The sequence below is a fragment of the Flavobacterium sp. C3NV genome (assembly GCF_046825355.2).
Classification (GTDB): Bacteria; Bacteroidota; Bacteroidia; order Flavobacteriales; family Flavobacteriaceae; genus Flavobacterium.
Genome location: NZ_JBKQBJ020000002.1, coordinates 241,617 through 263,163 on the forward strand (window position 1 = coordinate 241,617; position 21,547 = coordinate 263,163).

25 protein-coding genes are annotated in these 21,547 nt (G+C 32.7%); 22 read left to right on the forward strand and 3 right to left on the reverse strand.

Translation table 11 applies throughout. From position 1 onward, the window contains the following. Positions 1–137 precede the first annotated feature (137 nt). From ACIDC4_RS03920 to ACIDC4_RS03970, 11 genes are all read left to right on the forward strand, one after another. Positions 138–611 carry a Dps family protein gene (locus ACIDC4_RS03920; RefSeq protein ID WP_412041836.1) on the forward strand — a complete coding sequence of 158 codons (474 nt, stop codon included), beginning with the start codon at positions 138–140 and terminating at the stop codon, positions 609–611. A gap of 106 nt (positions 612–717) precedes the next feature. Then, positions 718–903: a CsbD family protein gene (locus ACIDC4_RS03925; protein WP_055098382.1), complete on the forward strand. Its 186-nt coding sequence runs from the start codon at positions 718–720 to the stop codon at positions 901–903. A 157-nt stretch (positions 904–1,060) separates the two neighbouring features. Further along, positions 1,061–1,612, forward strand: coding sequence for a helix-turn-helix domain-containing protein (locus ACIDC4_RS03930; RefSeq protein WP_173970931.1), 552 nt, complete (start codon positions 1,061–1,063; stop codon positions 1,610–1,612). A 21-nt stretch (positions 1,613–1,633) separates the two neighbouring features. Further along, the gene (locus tag ACIDC4_RS03935; RefSeq protein WP_055098384.1) at positions 1,634–2,083 is read left to right on the forward strand and encodes a response regulator; all 450 of its coding nucleotides are present in this window, start codon (positions 1,634–1,636) and stop codon (positions 2,081–2,083) included. Positions 2,084–2,093: 10 nt separating this feature from the next. After that, entirely contained in the window at positions 2,094–3,878 is a 1,785-nt protein-coding gene (locus tag ACIDC4_RS03940) for a sensor histidine kinase (RefSeq protein ID WP_412041837.1), read from the forward strand. A 685-nt stretch (positions 3,879–4,563) separates the two neighbouring features. Then, the gene (locus ACIDC4_RS03945) at positions 4,564–5,085 is read left to right on the forward strand and encodes a DUF4142 domain-containing protein (protein ID WP_412041838.1); all 522 of its coding nucleotides are present in this window, start codon (positions 4,564–4,566) and stop codon (positions 5,083–5,085) included. A 67-nt stretch (positions 5,086–5,152) separates the two neighbouring features. Then, the gene (locus tag ACIDC4_RS03950) at positions 5,153–5,800 is read left to right on the forward strand and encodes a porin family protein (protein WP_412041839.1); all 648 of its coding nucleotides are present in this window, start codon (positions 5,153–5,155) and stop codon (positions 5,798–5,800) included. Between the two features lie 36 nt (positions 5,801–5,836). Further along, positions 5,837–5,989, forward strand: a complete 153-nt coding sequence (locus tag ACIDC4_RS03955; RefSeq protein ID WP_109746162.1) for a lmo0937 family membrane protein — start codon at positions 5,837–5,839, stop codon at positions 5,987–5,989. 45 nt (positions 5,990–6,034) lie between these two features. Continuing rightward, complete coding sequence (locus tag ACIDC4_RS03960; RefSeq protein WP_412041840.1) at positions 6,035–6,319, forward strand: YtxH domain-containing protein; 285 nt, start codon at positions 6,035–6,037, stop codon at positions 6,317–6,319. 35 nt (positions 6,320–6,354) lie between these two features. Continuing rightward, positions 6,355–6,738 carry a hypothetical protein gene (locus tag ACIDC4_RS03965; RefSeq protein ID WP_412041841.1) on the forward strand — a complete coding sequence of 128 codons (384 nt, stop codon included), beginning with the start codon at positions 6,355–6,357 and terminating at the stop codon, positions 6,736–6,738. A 22-nt stretch (positions 6,739–6,760) separates the two neighbouring features. Beyond that, positions 6,761–7,132, forward strand: a complete 372-nt coding sequence (locus tag ACIDC4_RS03970; RefSeq protein WP_412041842.1) for a hypothetical protein — start codon at positions 6,761–6,763, stop codon at positions 7,130–7,132. A 265-nt stretch (positions 7,133–7,397) separates the two neighbouring features. Here ACIDC4_RS03970 and ACIDC4_RS03975 read toward each other — a convergent pair whose 3' ends face one another. After that, positions 7,398–9,515, reverse strand: coding sequence for a DUF5723 family protein (locus tag ACIDC4_RS03975; RefSeq protein WP_412041843.1), 2,118 nt, complete (start codon positions 9,513–9,515; stop codon positions 7,398–7,400). A 129-nt stretch (positions 9,516–9,644) separates the two neighbouring features. Next, positions 9,645–10,721, reverse strand: coding sequence for a peptide chain release factor 1 (gene prfA, locus ACIDC4_RS03980; RefSeq protein WP_065449322.1), 1,077 nt, complete (start codon positions 10,719–10,721; stop codon positions 9,645–9,647). A 525-nt stretch (positions 10,722–11,246) separates the two neighbouring features. On the opposite strand from prfA, the gene ACIDC4_RS03985 reads away from it, so the two are divergent. The 6 genes from ACIDC4_RS03985 to ACIDC4_RS04010 all read left to right on the forward strand — a co-directional run bounded on the left by ACIDC4_RS03985 (position 11,247) and on the right by ACIDC4_RS04010 (position 15,396). After that, positions 11,247–12,098, forward strand: coding sequence for a TIR domain-containing protein (locus ACIDC4_RS03985; RefSeq protein WP_412041844.1), 852 nt, complete (start codon positions 11,247–11,249; stop codon positions 12,096–12,098). 33 nt (positions 12,099–12,131) lie between these two features. Next, the gene (locus ACIDC4_RS03990; protein ID WP_412041845.1) at positions 12,132–12,419 is read left to right on the forward strand and encodes a hypothetical protein; all 288 of its coding nucleotides are present in this window, start codon (positions 12,132–12,134) and stop codon (positions 12,417–12,419) included. A gap of 82 nt (positions 12,420–12,501) precedes the next feature. After that, the gene (locus ACIDC4_RS03995) at positions 12,502–12,978 is read left to right on the forward strand and encodes a hypothetical protein (RefSeq protein ID WP_412041846.1); all 477 of its coding nucleotides are present in this window, start codon (positions 12,502–12,504) and stop codon (positions 12,976–12,978) included. 83 nt (positions 12,979–13,061) lie between these two features. Beyond that, positions 13,062–13,619 (forward strand): hypothetical protein, encoded by a 558-nt coding sequence (locus tag ACIDC4_RS04000; RefSeq protein ID WP_412041847.1) that lies wholly within the window; start codon positions 13,062–13,064, stop codon positions 13,617–13,619. A gap of 189 nt (positions 13,620–13,808) precedes the next feature. Continuing rightward, positions 13,809–14,453 carry a hypothetical protein gene (locus tag ACIDC4_RS04005; protein WP_412041848.1) on the forward strand — a complete coding sequence of 215 codons (645 nt, stop codon included), beginning with the start codon at positions 13,809–13,811 and terminating at the stop codon, positions 14,451–14,453. 157 nt (positions 14,454–14,610) lie between these two features. Continuing rightward, entirely contained in the window at positions 14,611–15,396 is a 786-nt protein-coding gene (locus ACIDC4_RS04010) for a hypothetical protein (protein ID WP_412041849.1), read from the forward strand. A 321-nt stretch (positions 15,397–15,717) separates the two neighbouring features. Here ACIDC4_RS04010 and ACIDC4_RS04015 read toward each other — a convergent pair whose 3' ends face one another. Next, positions 15,718–16,056 carry a hypothetical protein gene (locus ACIDC4_RS04015; protein ID WP_412041850.1) on the reverse strand — a complete coding sequence of 113 codons (339 nt, stop codon included), beginning with the start codon at positions 16,054–16,056 and terminating at the stop codon, positions 15,718–15,720. 114 nt (positions 16,057–16,170) lie between these two features. Between ACIDC4_RS04015 and ACIDC4_RS04020 the strand changes: the two genes are divergently transcribed. From ACIDC4_RS04020 to ACIDC4_RS04040, 5 genes are all read left to right on the forward strand, one after another. Next, positions 16,171–16,407, forward strand: coding sequence for a helix-turn-helix domain-containing protein (locus ACIDC4_RS04020; protein WP_078008293.1), 237 nt, complete (start codon positions 16,171–16,173; stop codon positions 16,405–16,407). A gap of 272 nt (positions 16,408–16,679) precedes the next feature. Beyond that, entirely contained in the window at positions 16,680–17,108 is a 429-nt protein-coding gene (locus ACIDC4_RS04025; RefSeq protein ID WP_412041851.1) for a copper resistance protein NlpE N-terminal domain-containing protein, read from the forward strand. Positions 17,109–17,188: 80 nt separating this feature from the next. Beyond that, entirely contained in the window at positions 17,189–17,815 is a 627-nt protein-coding gene (locus tag ACIDC4_RS04030; protein ID WP_488381127.1) for a DUF6934 family protein, read from the forward strand. 116 nt (positions 17,816–17,931) lie between these two features. Next, the gene (locus ACIDC4_RS04035; protein ID WP_412041853.1) at positions 17,932–19,005 is read left to right on the forward strand and encodes an acyltransferase family protein; all 1,074 of its coding nucleotides are present in this window, start codon (positions 17,932–17,934) and stop codon (positions 19,003–19,005) included. A 183-nt stretch (positions 19,006–19,188) separates the two neighbouring features. Continuing rightward, positions 19,189–21,498, forward strand: coding sequence for a type IA DNA topoisomerase (locus ACIDC4_RS04040; protein WP_412041854.1), 2,310 nt, complete (start codon positions 19,189–19,191; stop codon positions 21,496–21,498). The last annotated feature ends 49 nt before the right edge of the window (positions 21,499–21,547 follow it).

The following is a 21,547-nucleotide window of genomic DNA, read 5'->3' on the forward strand; positions in this document are numbered from 1 at the left end:
CGGGGGCAAAACTACACTTTTAGAATTACAAACGTGTTACCGCAACATTGAATTCATGTAACATCTGCAACAAATTGTGTAAGAAAAACGAAGCGCTTCTATTCTATTTTTGATAAACAACATTAAATCAAACAATTATGACCCCACATATCGGTATAACGCCAAAAAACTTAAAGAAGAGTACTGCCATATTAGCCACGATTTTATCTAACGAAATGACGCTGTATGTAAAAACCAGAAAATTTCATTGGAATATTTCAGGAAATAGTTTTATGGAACTGCACAAATTGTTTGAAGAGCAATACCGAATTTTAGAAGCCAATATCGATGAAGTTGCAGAACGCATCAGCCAGCTTGGAGAAAAAACGATTGGAACCATGAAGGAATTCATCGACAATTCGACCCTAAAAGAATCTCCAAAAGAATATGCTTCGCAAAAACACATGCTGGTAGAATTACTAGAAAACCATGAGCAGCTAGTTACAGAGTTCAGAGATTACATTCCGGCTTTTGAAGAAGACAATAATGATATAGGATCTGCTGATTTTGTGACAGGATTACTGCAACAACACGAAAAAATGGCGTGGGTTTTACGTCGCTATCAGGTTTAAAAAAGATCAAAATGTGAATTATGAAAAGGTTTTAGGAATAAATGTAACAAGAACCTCGGCCATAAATTCGAATTTTACAATACTATTAATATTTAAAAAAAATATCATGAATACTACAGAGATAAAAGGAAACTGGAACGAGTTGAAAGGAAAATTGAAACAACAATATGCAGATCTAACAGATGATGATTTGTTGTATGATGAAGGAAAAGAAGACGAAATGTACGGAAAACTTCAACAAAAATTAGGTAAAACAAAAGATGAAGTTCGCAAAATCATTGCTGATTTGTAAGACCTTCTAAATCAACTATAAATACCGTCTAGTACAACATATTAGACGGTATTTTTTTGAGAATTTTATTTAATTTTTTCGCTGTTCTAAATTGCTATCAAGTATTAAACTCTATAACCAAAAATAAATTAATTATCTTTAACCAAATTTCTACAAAATGAAACTATTCATAAAGTTCGATATTAACACCATTTGCTCACTTTTTTTGAAACAAAACCTGGAACAACAAAATGTAAATTTTACGACTCTTGGATTTGGCGAAATTGAAATTGCGGACAATCTTGATGCTGATGCGCTCGAATCTTTAAAAAATAATTTACTACCTTGTGGTTTCGAAGTTGTCGAAAATCAGAAAAGTGTTCTTGTTCAAAAAATAAAGGATGCAATAATTGAGCTTGTTTTCATGGAAGACAGCAATAATTATAAAAGTTCTGTGTTTTTAGCTGAGAAATTAAATCACAGCTACGGTTATTTGTCTAATGTTTTCTCAGAAGTAACATACTCTTCTATTGAAAACTTTATCATTTTACAAAAAATTGAAAGAGCCAAACAATTAATTATTATAAACGAAATGAGTTTGACCGAAATTGCTTTTTTACTAAACTACTCTAGTGTAGCCCATTTGAGTACGCAGTTTAAAAATACAACAGGAATTACGCCATCGGCTTTTCAGAGGATAATTAAGAAACGTAGAGAAAATTTAAAATAAAACCCATAATACCATACTAAAATGCAAAAAAACGCATTATACATTTTATTGGCTGATGATGATGAAGATGATCGTCTTTTTTTTAAGGATGCTTTTGAAGAAATAAAAATTCAGACAAAAGTTGATTTTGTTCATGACGGAATGCAGTTGATGGATCATTTGATGGATCCTGAAACCAAATTACCTGATATTTTATTTCTGGATTTGAACATGCCTAAAAAAACTGGTAAAGAATGTTTGATCGAAATTAAGAAAACAGAACATCTTAAAAATATTATTATTGCCATTTATTCTACTTCATCATCTGAAGAAGATATAGAGGACACCTTTATTCAGGGAGCTAATATTTACATTAAAAAACCAAGCGATTTTAATACGCTTAAAAAAATCATCAATGAAGTCGTGACAGTAAACTGGCACTATCATACATCAGGTTTAAATCGTGATAATTTCCTGCTTCGACTAAAATAATAGCATACCAATGAAATGGATACCAAATTTTAATTCTTCAAACTCATTGAGAGTTATTTTTGTAATCGCGGTTTTCATTCTGTTATTTCTTTCTTCTATTGCTTACAAACACAATCGGGATTTAGACGAATCCAGTAAAGTGGTAATGCATACGTATGAAATAAACATTCAATTAGAGCGATTAATGTCGGCAATTAAGGATGCTGAAACTGGGCAGCGTGGTTATATTATAACACGAAATGCCCGATTTCTAACGCCTTATATTTATTCGCGCGATAAGGTAAATACTTCGTTTATTACCTTAAAAAAACTTACTGCCGATAATCCGAAGCAGCAAAAAAACCTTGAAAAATTATTCAAACTAATTATTCAGCGTTTTGTTTCTTTCGAAAATTGTTTAAAATACAGCGATCCCAAAACATATGATAAGAGAAAACTCGACAATCATATGTTTGGCGGTCGAATCCTGATGGAAAACATTCGTTTTCAGGTAGACGAAATGAACGACATCGAGAAAAATTATCTGGCAAAAAGACTCAAAATTTATGCTGCCGAAATCTCCTTAAGTCCACTATTTTCTATTTCTTTATTTCTGGTAGCGCTAACTTTTATTTTATTGGCCTACAGACAAATTAGTCGTGACTTTGAACGATTGAAAATTTACAATAAAAAACTTTTGATCTCCAGCGGACTAATGGCCGAATCTGAAAGTATTGGTAAATTCAGTACCTGGCAATGGGATCTGGATTCTAATAAAATAGATTACTCAGACAATCAGTTTCGTTTACTGGGTTTTGAACCTAATGCCTTTGTTCCTGAAAAAGAAACTTTTCTTGAATTTGTACATCCTGATGATAAAGCTACTGTAGCAAAATCCATGGAAGGTATTGTTGAGAAAAAACAATTGCCTTTTGTATACTATAAAATTACAAGACCGGATTACGAAATACGCTATTTTAAATCTACCGGAAAATTATTGACGGATCAACAGGGAAGTAAAATTTTACTGGGAATCAATTTTGATATTACCGATGAACATCTATTGAATATAGAACTTCAGGAACGTAACAGAGAATTAGAAAAAAGCAATAAAGAGCTAGCTTCTTTCAACCACGTTGCAAGTCATGATTTGCAGGAACCTTTAAGAAAAATTCAGACTTTTGTTTCCCGAATTCCGGAAGCAGATAAAGCAGTTATGTCAGACAGTGCAAAATCTTATATTTCGAAAATTGAAGTTTCGGCCAAAAGAATGCGTGTCTTAATCGACGATTTACTTTTATTCTCAAGAACCAATACAACCAAAAAAGAATTTATAAAATTAAGCTTAAACGAACTGCTTGAAAATGCCGAATCGGAATTGGCAGAAATCATCGAGGAAAAACATGCTGTTATTACCGTGTCGAAATTGCCGAAACTGGCGGTTATACCTTATCAGATCGAGCAGCTTTTCATCAACCTGATCGGAAATTCATTAAAGTACAGTCAGCCTGATATTACGCCCGAAATTAAGATCGAAAGCGAAAAAGTAAACTCTGCCGATTATCCTGATTTATTAGAACCTAATATTAAAAAATTTCATAAAATCACCTTTACCGATAACGGAATGGGATTTGATCCTCAGTTTAAGGAAACCATCTTTGTTTTGTTCCAGCGTTTGCATTCTAAAACAGATTATCCCGGAACCGGAATTGGTCTGGCAATTTGCAAAAAAATAGTCGACAACCACAAAGGTCACATCATAGCCGACAGTACTCCTAATCAAGGATCTGTTTTTACAGTGTTTCTGCCGGAGTAGTTTTCAGTTCTTAAAAAAGTCTGCAGTCGCAGTCGCAGTTTACAGCTTTAAAAAAGTTTACAGTCACAGTTTGCAGTTCTTAAAAAAGTCTGCAGTCGCAGTCGCAGTTTACAGTTTTAAAAAAAGTTTACAGTCGCAGTCGCAGTTTGCAGTTTTAAAAAAGTTTACAGTCACAGTTTGCAGTTTAACAGTAAATACAAAACTGAAAACTAAAACTGATTAATACTTATCCCGATTATTATTAGGAAAGACTGAACACTGAGACTGAACACTGAGACTGAATACTGAGACCGAAGACTGAGACTGAATACTGAACACTGAGACTGAATACTGAATACTGAATACTGAGACTGAGACTGCAAACTGAGACTGAGACTGAGACTGTAAACTTAAAAGAAATCTGTAAGAAAAGAAATTACCTCTAAATTAATACTAAACATAAAAAAGAAACCACAAAAAAACTGTGGTTTCTTTTTTTTTGCTCCAAACTTTAATTAATAAACCCTTGAAAATTAAAGGATAAAATGCCCGTATAGAGCGATTATGGGAATTATATAAAGATTCTTTTTTATGCTGTAAAGCAAAATGTTTGTTTCGTTAGCATCTTTGTAATGTAATACTTTATGAAGTAATAATGATAGCAGTGCAACAACTAAAAGCGACAATTTTTAGACTAATTTTTTTATTGACAATTCTAATTTGCATCACGTCGTGCAAGAAAAATAATCCGATAGAAACATCACTAAAAAATGAAACTTTTGCTAAAACGGAAAAAGAAGAAATAGAAGCCTTTTTTTTTATTGCGACTGCCAATGTAACAAAATCAATTATTTCAAAAAGTCAAATTGCACAACAAAAAAGTTCAGATTCTACCTTACAGGAGTGGAGTAGAAAAATAGAAATCAATCAGAATCAATTGTTGCAGGATATTTCTAAAATGGCCACTAAAAAGCTCATTATTATTACAGAAATCAATGCGACACATAATAAACTCGATTTATACGAACTGATTGATGCCGGTAGTGCCGATTTTAATAAAGCGTATCTGGATTCGATGACAGAATCCTTAAAAGAGCAAATTGGATTGTTTGAGTCTATTTCGAAACAAACAAATGACAAAACGATATTAAAATTAGTGTTACAATATTTACCTGAACAATATCAAATCCTGCGCGAAATGCAGCGGATCAGTAAAGAGATTAATTAAATGCCTATATATCTATTATTATTAAAAATTGAGACCTAAATTATTTTACAACTAAATTATTTTAACTATGAAAATGCAATCAAATTTTTTATGCGCCTTAACACTTTTTTTAACAGCTTCATTTGGAATGCTACACGCTCAGGACAATAATGTAAATACCGAGTTTGGTGTAAAGGGAGGATTCAACATGTCTAATCTATACGGTAGCGGAGATGACGTAGATGACAACAATGTATTATACGGATTCAATGCCGGGGTTTATGCCACTTTACCTATTTCAGATTTCATCGCCATTCAGCCAGAGATTTTGTTTACGACAAAAGGAGCTGAATTTGAATACAACAATGCTTTTGCATCAGGAAATACAAAATTTAAATTGAACTATATCGAAGTTCCGTTATTAGTAAGAGTAAATGTTACTAAAAACTTTAATATTCATGCCGGTGGTTATGCATCTTACCTAGTAAGTTCTAAAGTAACTGGTGAAGGAACTTTTGATTTTGACGAAGAAGTTGACAGAGACGATTTAAACAAGTTTGATGCCGGTATCGCAGCAGGTGTTGGTGTAGACTTTGACCCAATAAGCATTGGTGTTCGTTACAACTATGGTTTAACTACCGTTGGAAAAGAAAGAACTGTTGCAGGAACAACAATTACAGTTCCAGATGCAAAAAACAGCAACTTAACAGTATACTTATCGTATAAATTAAACTAGAAAAAAAACATTTATTAACCCCTTAATATAAAAACCATGTCAAATTTATTATATACAATCGCGGTAATTCTGGTTATTCTTTGGGCTCTTGGGTTCTTTGTTTATAGCCTTGGAAGTATCATCCACATATTACTGGTAATTGCAATTATTGCAATACTATTCAGACTGATCAAAGGTCGTGAAGTTTAAAAATCAACATTATAAAAAATTATTTTAATCACTAAATCAAATATTATGAAAACGAGTAACACATTATTAGGAATTTTAGGAGCTGCAGCTGCAGGAGCATTTTTAGGAGTATTATTTGCACCGGACAAAGGGTCAAATACTAGAAAAAAAATCAAAGATAAATCAAAAGATTACGGAGATAATTTAAAAACAAAATTTGACGGAGTTGTAAGCACTATTACTTCAAACGGTAAAGATATTATCGAAGAAGGAAAAGCAAAATTCAACCAGGCAAAAGAAGACTTCAACACTATCAAAGATGAAGCAAAAAGTGTAAAAACGAACTACTAAAGAGTGAAATTTTTAAACCATAAATACCCTATATCATGGAATCAAATGCAACAACAGAGGAGAACTTAAATCTTTATGAAAAAGCTGAAAACTATACCAAAACTAGCTTAGAATTAATTAAGCTTAAAACGGTAGCAGCAGCGGCCGATGTTTTATCAACATTAACATCAAGAATAGCAGTTGGAGCTGTTGTTGCATTTTTTACCTTGTTCCTGAATATAGGGATTAGTTTATGGATTGGAAAAGTACTTGGAGAGTATTATTACGGTTTTTTTATTGTAGCCCTTTTTTACCTTATTGTAGCGATCCTGATGCATACTTTGCAGCATAAGATCATAAAAACACCTATTGGAAATATGATTATTTCCAGTATTTTAAAAGAAACTAAAAAGGATGAAACAAAAGCTGATTTAAATTAATTAATAACTAAAAAAGACTGTTATGGAAACTATTTACACTATTGATGGATTAAATCAGACGATTCAACAATTAGAAATTCGACAGGACGCAGAATGGTGCGCTATAAAAGATGAAATCGACGAAATTAAGCACAATTTAAAACCGCTTAACCTCATCAGGAATACAGTAGAAGAAATCAACGAAACTGTAGGATTCAAAAGTAATCTGGCACAATCTGCCATAAGCATAGGGATTGGTTATCTCGCAAAGCGATTTGTAGTAGGTAAAAGCACATCAGTGTTCAAAGGAATTTTTGGATCCTTATTACAACTTGTCGTAACTAATTTAGTTTCGAAACCACATCATGAATCCCCAAACGAGGAATCATTACAACAAGAACCATCAAGAGAGTAATTGTCTAACTCAAATTTATGTATTATGGAAAAGTTAAGCGAAATAGTATTAAAAAATGGTGTGTACATGTACTCAAATCTATATAAATGTTTTGAATATACAAGAGTATTTCTAGGTATCTAACTTGCTTTATACGTTTTATAAACAAACGGTTAAAGAGTTAATATCCTTCACTATAAATCTAATGTATTAATTAGAGCCTTATAAAAAAAAGCCTGATAAACTAAATGTTTACCAGGCTTTTTTGTATGCGGTATATTGTTACTTAAAACTTACCTTCAAAATTAGAACCAATGTGTTTTATTTCGGTTCTTCTGTTTTCTGCTCTTCCTGCCGCAGTTTTATTAGTTGCCACAGGATCAGCTGCACCATGTCCGTGCGCTTCCAGGTTATCAGCACTTACCCCTCTTTCGATCAAAGCCTTCTTAACAGCATTTGCTCTGTCTTCAGAAAGTTTTTGATTAATTTTTGCAGATCCGGTACTATCGGTATATCCGTCAATACTAAATTTCGCATTTGGATAGTTTCTAATAATTTCCCTGATCGCATCCAATCTTGCAGGAGTAGCCAAATCGCCTGTTTTAAAAGTTGCTTTTCCGGTATTAAAGTAAATAGCTCTCGCCTGAACTTTAAGCTCCTGTAAAACCTCTTTTGTAACCTCAGGACAACCTCTGTTACTTGCAGGTCCCGGCACAGTAGGACAATCATCTATATTATCCGGAACACCATCTTTGTCTGCATCCAGAATAGGACATCCTTTATTTTCTTTTGGTCCCGGAACAGTAGGACAAGCATCGTCTTTGTCTAATACACCATCACCATCTGTATCCGGCCATGGACATCCTTTATTTTCTGCCGGACCAGCCTGATTAGGGCAAGCATCATCTTTATCTAATACACCGTCTCCATCAGTATCAGGCCAAGGACAACCTTTGTTCTCTACCGGACCCGCAACTGTAGGACATGCATCATCTTTATCCAGAACACCATCATCATCTGTATCTTTCAGTTTCTTTTGATAGATCGGAATCTTAACTCCTAAATGAATATCTGCAGCCTGAGAATTTTTAGAAACCAAATTAGACACCACAGAACCTGAGCCAAGGAAAAATACTCCCGCACGCAATCCTGCTCCTACCTCTGTTCCGCTATACTCCATCCAGGTTACAGGCACATAAAAACTAAACCATCTGCTCTCATAACGAGGAGTCAGGCTTACTCTGTTACCAATACTAATAGCGTTGATCTTATCTCTGTTGACCAAATTCAAATCACCGTTTAGGTTGATGTAGAATTTCTTGTAAGCATTATAATCTACGTCAGCATGAAATGCCGTTGGCAAATTTGTTTTTACACCTCTCGACGATGCAATTTTGGTATAGTTAGCGTTCATAAATTCATAGAAATCGCCCATATCATCAAATTTCTCCTGAGACACAACACCCGTCATATCATAAGTATCTAATTTTCTGTTTTTGTAGTTGATCGCACCAAGATCTGTAACCGATACCCCAAAACGGATTTTATATTTATTCAAATCCTTGTAATAGTTATCTCCTGCTTTTGCATTTTTTACATCATCTGCTTTAAAATCAGGTCTCCACTCGTACACCAAACCAAAATCAAAACCAACGCCGTTGGCTTTAGAATCGAATTTGTATTCATCATTTGCTTCAAAATCCTGACTTGATCCAATAGTCAGTTCGCCGGTAGTTCTTACCGTGTTTAATCTTGCATCCTCCGGATGTACAGCATCTTTTACATAGGCGAAATCAAGATTTTTTCCTTGCGCATAACCGTTTGCACCACCTTGCAAATATTTCGCCGTGATACCCCCTTTTAAGAAGTGCTCTCCTCTTTGATATAAAACTGCAGCATACGAAATTCCAACCTCACCCCACGAATTCGAAGCTCCGTTTGGATTATTGTTGGCATAACTAAAATTACTTGCTTCATCAAGACCATCATTCACCTGATCTATAATGTAACCGTTTATTTTAGAAAAATTAGAAACCGATCTTGCTCTTGTAAAAACTGCCAGCGTATGTTTAGGCGCAATATTAAACATTACAGACGGCCCCATAATATCAGCATTTACAATACCATGATTATTTAACGAAAATGATTTTCTCGATTGATTATTAAAATCATAATCACTTTTAAAAACGTCAAGCAATTTCACTCCGTACAAATCATTTCCTGCCATTCCGCTTATCGAAAACAAATTGATATCAGCTTTAAAACGAGAATCGGCAATAGATGCCGGGTTAAATAACACACTTTGAACCCCTGCATAATTATCTGGCGTGTATCCAATATAGGATTGCGCATTGGCTTCAGAAAAAGCCGAGATAAAAGTTAAGGCGAATAATAATTTTTTCATTAAAATTAATTTTATTTAAACATAATCATTAAAAATAAGATTTAACTTACTTTTAAGAAATGCAAAAATAAAAAAAAGACTTAATTGTCCTACAATTAAGTCTTTTTTATTTTAATCTATTTTTTAAGCTTAGAAAACCTCGCTTGCTTCTTTCAGTTTCTCCATATTGTTTACCAATTGTAACTCGGCAACAATTTTCTGAATGTCACCATTCATGATATTTCCTAAATCGTAAAGTGTCAAACCAACTCTGTGATCTGTTACACGACCCTGAGCGTAGTTGTACGTACGAATTTTAGCCGATCTGTCACCAGAACTCACCTGCGATGTACGTTTTGTAGCATCTTCAGCCTCTTTCTTAGCCAATTCCTGTTCGTACAAACGAGAACGTAACACGTTCAACGCCTTATCTTTGTTTTTATGCTGTGATTTCTGATCCTGACATTGCGCCACCAATCCCGTAGGAATGTGCGTTAAACGTACCGCAGATTTCGTTGTATTTACAGATTGTCCTCCAGGTCCTGATGAACAAAAGAAATCCACACGAACATCGTTCATATCAATTTGTACATCAAACTCCTCCGCTTCCGGTAAAACCATCACCGTAGCTGCAGATGTATGCACACGACCCTGAGTTTCAGTCTGAGGAACACGTTGTACACGGTGCACTCCGGCTTCAAACTTCAAAGTTCCGTAAACATCCTCTCCGGAAACCTCAAAAATAACCTCTTTGAAACCACCCGAAGTACCTTCGTTCATATCTACTACAGAAGTTCTCCAACCCTGGTTCTCACAATATTTAGTATACATTCTAAACAAATCACCTGCAAAAATACTCGCTTCGTCCCCACCCGTTCCGGCACGAATCTCGACCATTACGTTTTTAGCATCTTCAGGATCTTTAGGGATCAACATAAACTTGATTTCTTCCTCAAGTTCAGGCAATCTTTCTTTTGCTTCATCTAGTTGCATTTTGGCCATTTCAACCATATCTGCATCACTTCCATCAGCAATAATTTCGTTTGCCTCATCTATATTAGCCATCACAAGTACATATTCATCACGCTTTTCAGCCAATGCTTTCAGGTTTTTGTACTCCTGATTCAATTGCACATAACGTTTCTGATCAGAAATAACATCCGGCTGGATAATCAAATCCGAAATCTCGTCGAAACGTTGTTTTACTATTTGAAGTCTATCTAACATTTTCTAATTCCTTTTATTGGAGTGCAAATTTACGAAATTTTTGTTGAAAATTCTAGTATTGATTTTTTGTGTTTTTTGAAGGGGAAATTTGGCGGGATTTGGATGGTTTTTTGGATCCCGATAACTATCGGGACTGTCTATTTGCTATATCTTTTTAGGAGCTGTTTCCTGCTATCCGTTCCAATCTTTTGTGCCGAACACCGGCACAAAAGGATTTTCACTTCTATCAGGGCTAGTGTATTTTGGTTTTATTTTAGCGTTTATGGTTTTCCGTAAAATTATTTAAGTGGAGTGAGTTACTTTTAGCAAAAAGTATTTTAAATAAAATCAGGTGTTTTTACGTAGTGAATAGTTTAAAATAAAAGCGATGTTTGTTTATAAAAATTTACTTATTGAATACTATTTATGAAATCGCAATTTTTCAATGATAATTTATGAGATGTAAATAAAATAACAATTCAAAATTTGAAAAGGTTATTTATTGGTAATAACTATCCCAATAATCTAAAAAAAAATAAATTAAATATGAATTCATCTTATTATCAAAATCAAGTAAGTAAAATTGAAAAGGATATCGCTGACTTGCAGAAAAAAATTGCTGAGGAAAATAAAAAAGAAAATGATAAGACTAAACAAATTGATAACGTTAACAAATCAATAAACAAAAGTACCTCTGTTTCAACTTTACAAAGTAAACAAAAACAAATACAAGGATATCAAAATGATATTTATAATTGTAAAAAGAAAATTGCAGAATATCAAAAACAAATCGGGAGCAAATCAGTAGAATTAGGTCGAAAAAAACAAGATTTAAGAAAAACTGAAGAAAATGAACAAAAGAAATTTAAAAAAGAGCAACTAGATTTTCAGAAAAAACTTGAACAAGATATTCAAATTCAAAAAGATCAATTGCAATTTTTAGTTAATCAAAATTATTCTTCCAAAATTAATACTATCGAAGATAAAGATGAAGATAAAGAATTCGACTTTTTTATTTCTCATGCCTCTGAAGATAAGGAAGAAATTGTACGTGATCTAGCCGAGGCTATGAAAGAAAATGGCTTTGAAGTTTGGTACGACGAATTTGAATTGAAAATTGGAGATAGTTTAAGAAAAAAAATAGATAATGGTCTCTCAAAATCTAAATTCGGAATAGTTATTATTTCCCCTTCATTTGTCAAAAAGAATTGGACTGAATATGAATTAAACGGAATGGTTGCAAGGGAAATGAACGGCCATAAGGTTATCTTACCTATTTGGCACAAAATTTCAAAAGATGAAGTCTTAAAATTTAGCCCAACGTTAGCCGACAAAATGGCTCTAAATACTTCAATTCATACTATTCAAGATATTGTAAATTCCCTAAAAGAATTATAGAATGCAAATTTAACAATTGAAAAACAGTAGAAAATGTTAGAATTAAAAGAAGAGCAAAGAACTTTTTTAGAAGCAATAACAATAGAAATTTCAAATGAGGCAAGAGAACTTGCTAAATCTTATAAAATTCGATTATTATTAGACACTGATCTAGCAAAAATAACACAAGAATTTGCAGAAAATGAAACTCCAAAACTTGTAATAATTGCGGAAAAATATTTACATCCCAATCCATTACATATTGTAGATTTAAAGAACCGACTTATTGCTATTGTAATGCAAGCTTCTACATCTGCTTGCATAAACTTGCTTAATTCATAAATTTCATGAAATTTTCTGCACCTTAAAATAATCATTTTATTAAAAAGCAAGTAAAACTAAGAAGCAACGCAATTAAAAAATAATGGAAAACGAAGCAATAAAATTACTTCAAGAAATTAATAAAACTCTCAATGAAATAAATGCTCGAGAGCAAACTTCCGAAATAATGGAAGAAACAAATAAGTTATTTGATAAATCAGATAGACGAGTCGAATATGCGACAAATCAAATTCAAAATACTTTTGATAGAGTGCATGATAAAATCTTCAACTTTAATAATATTTTAATTGGTGCATTTTTAGTTTTAGGAACATTTCCAAATGATGCGCCACATGTAAAGCTTTGGACAATTATTTTCCCAATATTAAATATGGTATTCATGATTTATATAGATATAAATCAAATGGAAATTCATAGATATGCTGCTGGTGAACAAGAATGGAATGATGTGGAGAGAGAGGCATATGGTAAAAAAATAGAAAAGCAAACTAGACTATCAATGCTATCGCTTTTTCTTTCAGTTGGATGTTTAATTTATCTGATTATTAAAGTAGTATAAATTTCATAAAAATATTAATTCCCTTTAGCTGGCGCGAGCGTCCCGCTCGTGAACACAAAGCATATCAATAACAAATAAAAAAAATGAAATTTAAAAAATTTTTAATAATATCATCAATAGTAGTATCATCCCTTTTGTTTATTGAGTGTAAAAAATCAAATAATTATAATCCTCAAGAATACACATTAGGTAATCTTGAAGAAGACGGTTATCCTGACGGAACTTATTGTGCAGAAATAGATTATTATTATTCAGAGACCGGAACTAGTTCAACATACACTTTACTTGTTGAAATTGAAAATAATGAATTAACTGAAATTCATTGGCCAAATGGTGGTTGGCTTGATGATTCTCACTTTACTCCTCCAGATATTTCAAGTGGCGAAGCTTCATTTACAAGTGACCGTGGTGTTGATTACACAATAAAAATTATTGGAAATAAAGGAAATTGTAATACAAGCTCATATGCAGAAGATGAGGATGATTTAATTCAACAAAAAGAAAACAACGAATATGAAGAAGATAGAAAAAGACAGGATGAAGAAGATGAATATCAAAAAAAACAATTAGAGGAAAAGGAAGAAAAACAAGCTGAAGAAGAAAAAAAAAGACAGGAAGAAGAACAAGAAAATGAAGAATAACTCTTATTACCCCCTAGCTGACGCGAGCGTGCTGCTCGTGAACGCAATCCATATCAAGAACAAAATAAAAAATACTGTGCAGGCACGAGCGGGACGCTCTCGTTAGCGGAGGAAATAAAAACTTTCTAAATAACCTCCTGTAACACCAAGGCGCTAAGTAAAATTTACCAATAATCCATCTAAAAAATCATGCTGAAAATACAAAATATTAAAAGAGAAATAATTTCGGGAGCAATTGTATCAATAGTTTTATTTTTTGGGCAATCAATCGGTCTCTATTTATGGCAAGCTTTACTAAAATTTTCGATCAATACTTACTCAGGTTTTATTGATGGTATCTATTTAAATGCTGCTTTAGGACAACGTAATTGGATTGATTTTTTATCGTTCAGTCTTCTAGTATACATTATAATTTATTCATTGCTTAAAAAAAGTTTAAAAATTAATGAAATGATAAATGATATAAAAATTGAGAGACAAGAAAAATCTGAAATTAAAAAGAGAGAAAATCAAATACTCAAAAATTATAAGGCTAAGGCATTTTTAGAAAGACATATTCAAAAATTTAAATTTATTGTTATTTTAATGAATATTACAATTTGTTTTTTATCTACTACAATCCTTTTTATAATTTTCATTGATTTACAATTAAACACATCTTTCAACCAGCAAATCAATACTTTATCACCATATATCGACGAACAAAAAGAAGAGTTATTTAAATCAAAATGGGCATTAATGAAAGATAGAAAAGATTATGAAGTTATAATTAAGGATCTCGAAAAAACGGCATCTGAAAACAATATTAAATTGCCAAACTTATTAGTAAAATAAAATTCTGCTTCTTTGCTAGCGTGAGCGTCCCGCTTGTTATAACAAGCTATGCAGATAAAAAAACTTTAAAAACTATTACTAAATAATAATCATGACTGGGACAGCGTGCTAGCCATAAGAAATTAAAAAATTAAAGAACATAATTAAAGTATAATAAATGAAAAAAAAAATCCTTTTGTTAGTTTTACTATCATTCTCTTTCTCTATCTATTCTAAAAATTTAAGTTTAAAAAAAGAAACTACGTTGAATAGTACTTTAGAAATTAATAATAAACTTGATGATTTAGAAAAATTAATAAGTCATAAAAGTGATTCTCTTAATAAAGAAATTTTGTATTACAGGGTTAAGGAAGATTTTTACTCAACTGCTCTTGCCGATCAGGGAAATAGATTTACAATAATAGTTTCAGGAATAATTGCTTTATTTTCAATAATCTCTTTCGGAGCATTTAAATATGAAATTAGAAAATTACATAAACAAACTGATAAAAAATTAAATAAACATAAAAATGAAATTAGTGAATTTAAAAAAGATCTAGAGGAAACTAAAACGGAATTAAAATCTTCAAAAGCTAATTTATCTACATCTATAGCGCTCCATTTTGAAAAAAAGAAAGATTTTGTTAGTGCATTTTATTATTATATATCAGCTGCAAAAAGTCACGGAGAATCTTCTCAAGAAAAAAAAGAATTAAATATTGAACATGATTTAGATAAAAAACATTATCAAACTTGTAAAAATAATTTAAATTTAGCATCTGAAAATTTAAAAAAAATCAGTTCTAATGCAGAGAAAGAAATACTTAAAGAGAAAATAAAATCAATTAAAAAATTTATGAATGATATTCAGAATTTAGATGATGATGAGGTTAAAAATCAATGCTCTCTAATTAGAATTGAATTATTAACAGTAATTAATAGTATAGTTCCAGCTGCATCGTAAACACAAAAACTGAACAAAAAACTCAATCATTACGCTAATCCTAAACAAGAATTCATACAAATGGATTTTTTACAAATAATGGTAGGTCGAATTTCATTAGAGTATTTAGGAGCATCAGTTAGGTTTCTGTATGTAAACTTAAGATGTTTACTAAACGACAATGACTTTACAACATTTTCAGGTATATGGTCACCAACGGGCAGTAACAAAAAGAAGGAAGGAAACAGCTCTTTAAATCATATGATTGGAGTTATATTCCTGGGAGCACTTATACTTCTCTTAATTATTTTTAATACGTAAGATTGATAGCAATAGAAAATCTTATAATGCATCAGACTCCAAAAAAATCTTATGTAAATCATCCAACAACTCCATCTCCTGATCAGGTAAAAGCTGCAATGCAATTTCAAGCAAAGTCACCACATTAATATCTGTATCTGATTCAAAAACAGCCAAACTACGGGCTTCTTTATTCATTAAAACGATACTCGCTTTTAGAAGATCCGAAACCATTAGATTAAGTTCGTTATAACCAGAAACCTTTAGCGTTACACTGAACGAATTATCAATGTTATTCTCTGATTTTAATTTGTCGAATTTATTGATTCTATTCATTGATTCTAAAAATTCTGCGACTTGTTTTGTATGTTGTATTTCCATGATTGGATTGTTTTTTTTTATAATTAGAAAAACAAAAATAAGAAATAATCGGTTATAAACAACCGATTATATTCAATCATACAAAAACAATCTATTACTTGTAATTTCATCTCCATGAATAAAACAAGAAAAAGTGAAATTCCAGAAGTTGTAATACAATTAGGAATTAAGATAAAAGAGACAATCGAAGCAAATCAACTCAAACAAAGAGAGGTTGCTCATGATGCAGAATTGGATGTAGAAAATTTACGAAAATACATCAAGGGTACTCAGGAAATGAAAATAAGTACTTTGTTCAAAATTGCTAAATCTTTAAAAATAAATCCTGGTGATTTAATTAAAGATTTATAAACTTAATCTTTAATTATCAATCGGGTAAATGAAAAACATGATAAAGAAACTGAACTGGAAATACCAAGACAAAAATTTAAAAAATAAGTTTTTAAAACTCTTAGTAAGTTGTAGTGGTGTTGTGCTAATTAGTTACTTATTTAACTCTCGCAATTTTGATAAAGCTAATTTTGTATTCTCAATAATCTTCGGAATCATAATTTGGGTTATTTTATTAATTCAAAGAAAAATTTAAGATCTTCTACTAAAACTTCTAATCTATTTTCAAACCAATGAAACAAATACTTACCACTTTACTTTTAATTTCCAACCTAACTCTATTCGCACAATCGAACAATTTCGCTGGGGATTATACACGCTCACTTAGCGCAGAAGGAAAACATATCATAGAATATAAACTGACCTTAAATCAGGACGGAACATTTGAATTTCATTCGTATTCGAAAATGCAGGGCGGAACTCCACCGGAAGTCAATACATACGGAAAAGGAAAATGGAGCGCAAAAGACGATATGATTACTTTTTCTTCTAACAAAAAAGAAGATTTTGACGAGAAGTACACTTTAGATTTTAATAAGTCAACAGCGAGATTCATAACCAAAAATCCAAGAGATAAAAGTGACAAAATCGTGAAGACAAAACTTCAATTTTTAGAATCAGGAATTTTCTGGATGGAAAGAATTGATATTTTTAAAGTGTAAAATCATTAAAACATTAAAAAAATATTGTAAGTAAATATTTATAAAAAAATTACATATTTTCGCAATATTAATTTTTAAGAATGAATATTCCAAAATATGATTTGCTTACAAATACAGATTCAACCCTTTTTAGATTTGAAAGCATTGGAAGTAATGGTGAAATATCTAAAGGCATTGCTCACACAGTAACAAAAGATGAAACATTATACAATTTAGGTTTTGGAGATTTAATTATTGACCCAATCCAAAACAGATATATCATTGATGATTTAGCTGTCAGTCATAACGGGGACAGAAATACAGTTTTAGCTACAGTCGCCAAATCTGCTTATACTTTTTCAGAAATATATCCTGAGAGAAATATTTTTATTAAAGCAGTACTAAAGCAAGAACCAGATTATACAGAAGAGCTATCTCACTTAATCTGGAAGAGTTGTCAGAAACATTTCATATCTTTGGTGCAATGGAAGATGAAAATGGAGATGTTTTTGATGTTCCATTTGATTCAAATGGTGATTTTTACGGATTTATTATTAAACGAAAATAATATGAAAACACTAACTAAAAATATTGAGATTACTAAACGCGCAAAAGTAAATTCTACAGTAAAAGTAGATGAAAAATTAGATAAGATAAAAAATATAAAATTTACATCTAACAAGCCTGAAGAAATAAAAAAAGTTGAATTTAAATTAAGTTTCAAATAAATTGTTCTGCTTTAAAAAGTATTTATTTTAGAATTAATCAAACCGTTATAAGAACATTCTTTAACGGTTTTTTATTTATAACTTTTATTTAGATTCCTATCGAAAAGCAAAAAACAATGTCCCAAACCGAAACCTTAAAACCAAAACAACATTTTGAAATACTCGACGGATTAAGAGGAATAGCCGCTGTGGCGATTGTCATTTTTCATTTTATGGAAATTATTCATCCGCCAAACGAGAATTTTATTGCGCATGGTTTTCTTGCGGTTGACTTTTTCTTCTGTCTTTCCGGATTTGTTATTGCCTACGCCTATCATGACCGGATTGGTAAAATGAAACTGACTGACTTTTTTAAATTAAGATTAATCAGATTGCATCCTTTGGTTGTTTTCGGTTCTGTATTGGGTTTATTGGCTTTTCTTTTTGATCCGTTTGGCGGTCATCCTGAAACCTACGAAACCGGCAAACTAATTCTGATTTTTTTAGCTTCGGTTTTCCTGATTCCGTTTCCGGTTATGGCAGATCGTTATTTCAATATATTTGGTTTAAATGCGCCGGGCTGGTCTTTGTTTTGGGAATATGTGGCTAATATTTTTTATGCACTTTTCCTTTACAAACTAAGTCGTCGTTCTCTATTTGTATTAACGATTTTGGCAGCTGCGGGAATTTGTTTCGTCAGTCAGCGTGCGGGAGGTTCGCTAATGGGCGGATGGAGCGGAGAAACTTTTTGGGATGGTTTTGGTCGTATTTCGTATTCGTTATTAGCAGGAATGCTCATTTACCGTTCAAATTGGATTATTAAATCGAAATTAGGATTTATTGGTTTATCGGTATTACTGCTTTTAGCTTTCGTATTGCCTTTTTCAGATTTTAATTGGCTTACAGAACCTTTGGTTGTTGTATTTTATTTCCCGTTATTGATCGTATTGGGTGCCGGAGCAACTCTTGCACCTAGATTCAAAAAACTGTGTATCTTCTTCGGAAAAATATCCTATCCCCTATACATGACGCATTACGCTGCTATGTGGATATTCGCCAATTATTACACCAAATACAAACCCGAAACACCTCAATTGACTTTTGTTATCATTACAGGAACAATTTTTCTGGTGGGTATCGCCTATTTAACGATGGTTTTCTATGATATTCCAATTCGAAAATATCTTACGGACAGGAGAAAGAAAGATTAAAAAAATGTGATGTAGCATATTATTTCACGCAAAGGCGCAAAGACGCAAAGTTCAAAAACTTAACAAACAAAAACTTGGCAACTTTGCGACTTTGCGCGATTAAAAAAAAACCTTTCTCCCTTTATAATTTCGATACCAAATTCTAAATCCCTAATTTCGCTTTTTAAACAACGAAGGAGAAAAATGAAGGTATGTATTGCTGAAAAACCAAGTGTAGCACGCGAAATCGCATCCGTTTTGGGAGCCAATACCAAGCACGATGGATATTTTGAAGGAAACGGTTATGCCGTGACTTACACTTTTGGGCATTTATGTACTTTAAAAGAACCCAACGATTATAAACCGCACTGGAAAAGCTGGGATTTGAACAACTTACCCATGCTTCCGGAGAAATTCGAAACCAAAGTCGTTGAGAATTCAGGAATTCAAAAACAGTTTAAAATTGTAAAAAGCTTATTCGACAAAGCCGAATTGGTCATCAATTGCGGGGATGCCGGGCAGGAAGGAGAACTGATTCAGCGTTGGGTTATGAACGAAGCGAATTACAAAGGCGAAGTACAACGCTTATGGATTTCGTCCTTAACAACCGAAGCGATAAAAGAAGGTTTCGAAAACTTAAAACCATCTGAAAACTACGATAATTTATTCTACGCCGGATTCTCCAGAGCCATTGGCGACTGGTTATTGGGTATGAATGCCACACGTTTGTACACCGTAAAACATGGCGGATACAAACAGGTATTGTCTATTGGCCGTGTGCAAACGCCAACATTGGCAATGGTTGTCGATCGTTGGAAAGAAATCGAAAACTTTAAACCTCAACCCTACTGGGAATTACAAACTTTATACAGAGAAACTCTTTTTAGTTATGAAGAAGGCCGTTTCCTGAAAAAGGAAGACGGAGAACTTTTGGCCAATAAGGTCAAAGAAAGTGAGTTCGAAATTGTTTCGGTCGATAAAAAGAACGGAAACGAATACGCACCAAAACTATTTGATTTAACAGGTTTACAGGTGTATTGCAATACCAAGTTTGGATTTTCGGCAGATGAAACGCTTAAAATTGTACAGACTTTGTACGAGCAAAAAGTAGTGACGTATCCCAGAGTCGATACCACCTTTTTACCTAATGATATTTACCCAAAAGTACCGGGAATTCTGCAAAAATTATCCAAATACGCCGAATTAACCCAACCACTTTTAGGCAAAAAAATAAAAAAATCGCCTAAGGTTTTCAACGATAAAAAAGTTACAGATCACCACGCGATTATTCCAACCGGAATAGAAAGCAATTTGCAGTTCAATCAGCAGCAAGTTTACGATATTATTACCAGACGTTTTATTGCAGTTTTTTATGATGATTGTCTGGTTGCCAACACCACAGTAATAGGAAAAGCAGCCGAAGTCATGTTTAAAACTACCGGAAAAGTGATCTTGAAAAAAGGTTTTCGTGTTGTTTTTGAAGACCCGAACGCCAAAGAAAAAGAAGCCGATTTATTACCCAATTTTGTGGTGGGCGAAAAAGGTCCGCACGAACCATCGTTTTTAGAAAAAGAAACCAAACCACCCAATCAGTTTACTGAGGCAACTTTACTGCGTGCGATGGAGACCGCAGGTAAACAGGTCGATGACGAAGATTTACGGGAATTGATGAAAGAAAACGGTATTGGCCGTCCGTCTACGCGTGCGAATATTATCGAAACACTTTTTAAACGTCAGTATATTGTTCGAAATAAAAAACAGGTTTTACCAACTCCTACCGGGATTCAGTTGATTGATACGATTCAGAATGAATTGATTAAATCGGCTGAACTCACAGGTTCCTGGGAGAAACAACTGAAAGATATCGAAAAAGGTACTTTTACCGCCGGAGCATTCATCAAAAACATGAAGCGAATGGTCGAGGCTTTGGTTACCGAAGTTCGAAGTGAAACCCGACACGCCAACATTTCGCATGCAACTGCAACTCAAAAAGAAGTGGTAAAAGTCGAGAAAAAGAAAGCCGCAGGAATTTTGGCAGAAACGTGTCCGAAATGCCAGAAAGCTACTTTAATAAAAGGAAAATCAGCTTACGGATGTGGAAATTATAAAGCTGGTTGCGATTTTCTATTGCCAAATGTTTTTGCAGAGAAAAAAATATCCGAAAATCAATATCTAAGATTGGTACAAAAAGGATCGACCGTAAACATAAAAGGTTTTAAAACCGAGGAAGGAACTGTAGAAGGTTTGATTCGTTTTGAAGAAAATTACAAACTAAAATTAGAAGTCAAAAAAACGGCTCCAAAAGCAAAACCAGCAGCAACAGCTGATTCTGATGCCTTGACTTGCCCAAAATGCAAAAAAGGAACGATCATGAAAGGAAAAACCGCTTATGGTTGTGGCGATTATAAATTGGGTTGTGATTTTAAAGTGACTTTTGATGATGTCAGAGCAAAACTAAAAGATCAGAAACCGACTAAAGAACTGGTTTATGCTATTTTAGGCGAAAGTGTTTAATATTTTTTAGCCACAGATTAAAGGATTAAAATGATTTTTTACAAAGTTT

Excerpts from the sequence above, each read along its gene's own strand:
- ACIDC4_RS04015 (WP_412041850.1), bottom strand. The coding sequence starts at position 16,056 with ATGGAAATACAACATACAAAACAAGTCGCAGAATTTTTAGAATCAATG.
- ACIDC4_RS03925 (WP_055098382.1), top strand. The coding sequence starts at position 718 with ATGAATACTACAGAGATAAAAGGAAACTGGAACGAGTTGAAAGGAAAA.
- ACIDC4_RS03950 (WP_412041839.1), top strand. The coding sequence starts at position 5,153 with ATGAAAATGCAATCAAATTTTTTATGCGCCTTAACACTTTTTTTAACA.
- ACIDC4_RS03970 (WP_412041842.1), top strand. The coding sequence starts at position 6,761 with ATGGAAACTATTTACACTATTGATGGATTAAATCAGACGATTCAACAA.
- ACIDC4_RS03940 (WP_412041837.1), top strand. The coding sequence starts at position 2,094 with ATGAAATGGATACCAAATTTTAATTCTTCAAACTCATTGAGAGTTATT.
- ACIDC4_RS03930 (WP_173970931.1), top strand. The coding sequence starts at position 1,061 with ATGAAACTATTCATAAAGTTCGATATTAACACCATTTGCTCACTTTTT.
- ACIDC4_RS03965 (WP_412041841.1), top strand. The coding sequence starts at position 6,355 with ATGGAATCAAATGCAACAACAGAGGAGAACTTAAATCTTTATGAAAAA.
- ACIDC4_RS04010 (WP_412041849.1), top strand. The coding sequence starts at position 14,611 with ATGAAAAAAAAAATCCTTTTGTTAGTTTTACTATCATTCTCTTTCTCT.
- ACIDC4_RS03985 (WP_412041844.1), top strand. The coding sequence starts at position 11,247 with ATGAATTCATCTTATTATCAAAATCAAGTAAGTAAAATTGAAAAGGAT.
- prfA (WP_065449322.1), bottom strand. The coding sequence starts at position 10,721 with ATGTTAGATAGACTTCAAATAGTAAAACAACGTTTCGACGAGATTTCG.
- ACIDC4_RS04030 (WP_488381127.1), top strand. The coding sequence starts at position 17,189 with ATGAATATTCCAAAATATGATTTGCTTACAAATACAGATTCAACCCTT.
- ACIDC4_RS04020 (WP_078008293.1), top strand. The coding sequence starts at position 16,171 with ATGAATAAAACAAGAAAAAGTGAAATTCCAGAAGTTGTAATACAATTA.
- ACIDC4_RS03920 (WP_412041836.1), top strand. The coding sequence starts at position 138 with ATGACCCCACATATCGGTATAACGCCAAAAAACTTAAAGAAGAGTACT.
- ACIDC4_RS03990 (WP_412041845.1), top strand. The coding sequence starts at position 12,132 with ATGTTAGAATTAAAAGAAGAGCAAAGAACTTTTTTAGAAGCAATAACA.
- ACIDC4_RS04040 (WP_412041854.1), top strand. The coding sequence starts at position 19,189 with ATGAAGGTATGTATTGCTGAAAAACCAAGTGTAGCACGCGAAATCGCA.
- ACIDC4_RS04025 (WP_412041851.1), top strand. The coding sequence starts at position 16,680 with ATGAAACAAATACTTACCACTTTACTTTTAATTTCCAACCTAACTCTA.
- ACIDC4_RS03955 (WP_109746162.1), top strand. The coding sequence starts at position 5,837 with ATGTCAAATTTATTATATACAATCGCGGTAATTCTGGTTATTCTTTGG.
- ACIDC4_RS04035 (WP_412041853.1), top strand. The coding sequence starts at position 17,932 with ATGTCCCAAACCGAAACCTTAAAACCAAAACAACATTTTGAAATACTC.
- ACIDC4_RS03960 (WP_412041840.1), top strand. The coding sequence starts at position 6,035 with ATGAAAACGAGTAACACATTATTAGGAATTTTAGGAGCTGCAGCTGCA.
- ACIDC4_RS03995 (WP_412041846.1), top strand. The coding sequence starts at position 12,502 with ATGGAAAACGAAGCAATAAAATTACTTCAAGAAATTAATAAAACTCTC.
- ACIDC4_RS04000 (WP_412041847.1), top strand. The coding sequence starts at position 13,062 with ATGAAATTTAAAAAATTTTTAATAATATCATCAATAGTAGTATCATCC.
- ACIDC4_RS03975 (WP_412041843.1), bottom strand. The coding sequence starts at position 9,515 with ATGAAAAAATTATTATTCGCCTTAACTTTTATCTCGGCTTTTTCTGAA.
- ACIDC4_RS04005 (WP_412041848.1), top strand. The coding sequence starts at position 13,809 with ATGCTGAAAATACAAAATATTAAAAGAGAAATAATTTCGGGAGCAATT.
- ACIDC4_RS03935 (WP_055098384.1), top strand. The coding sequence starts at position 1,634 with ATGCAAAAAAACGCATTATACATTTTATTGGCTGATGATGATGAAGAT.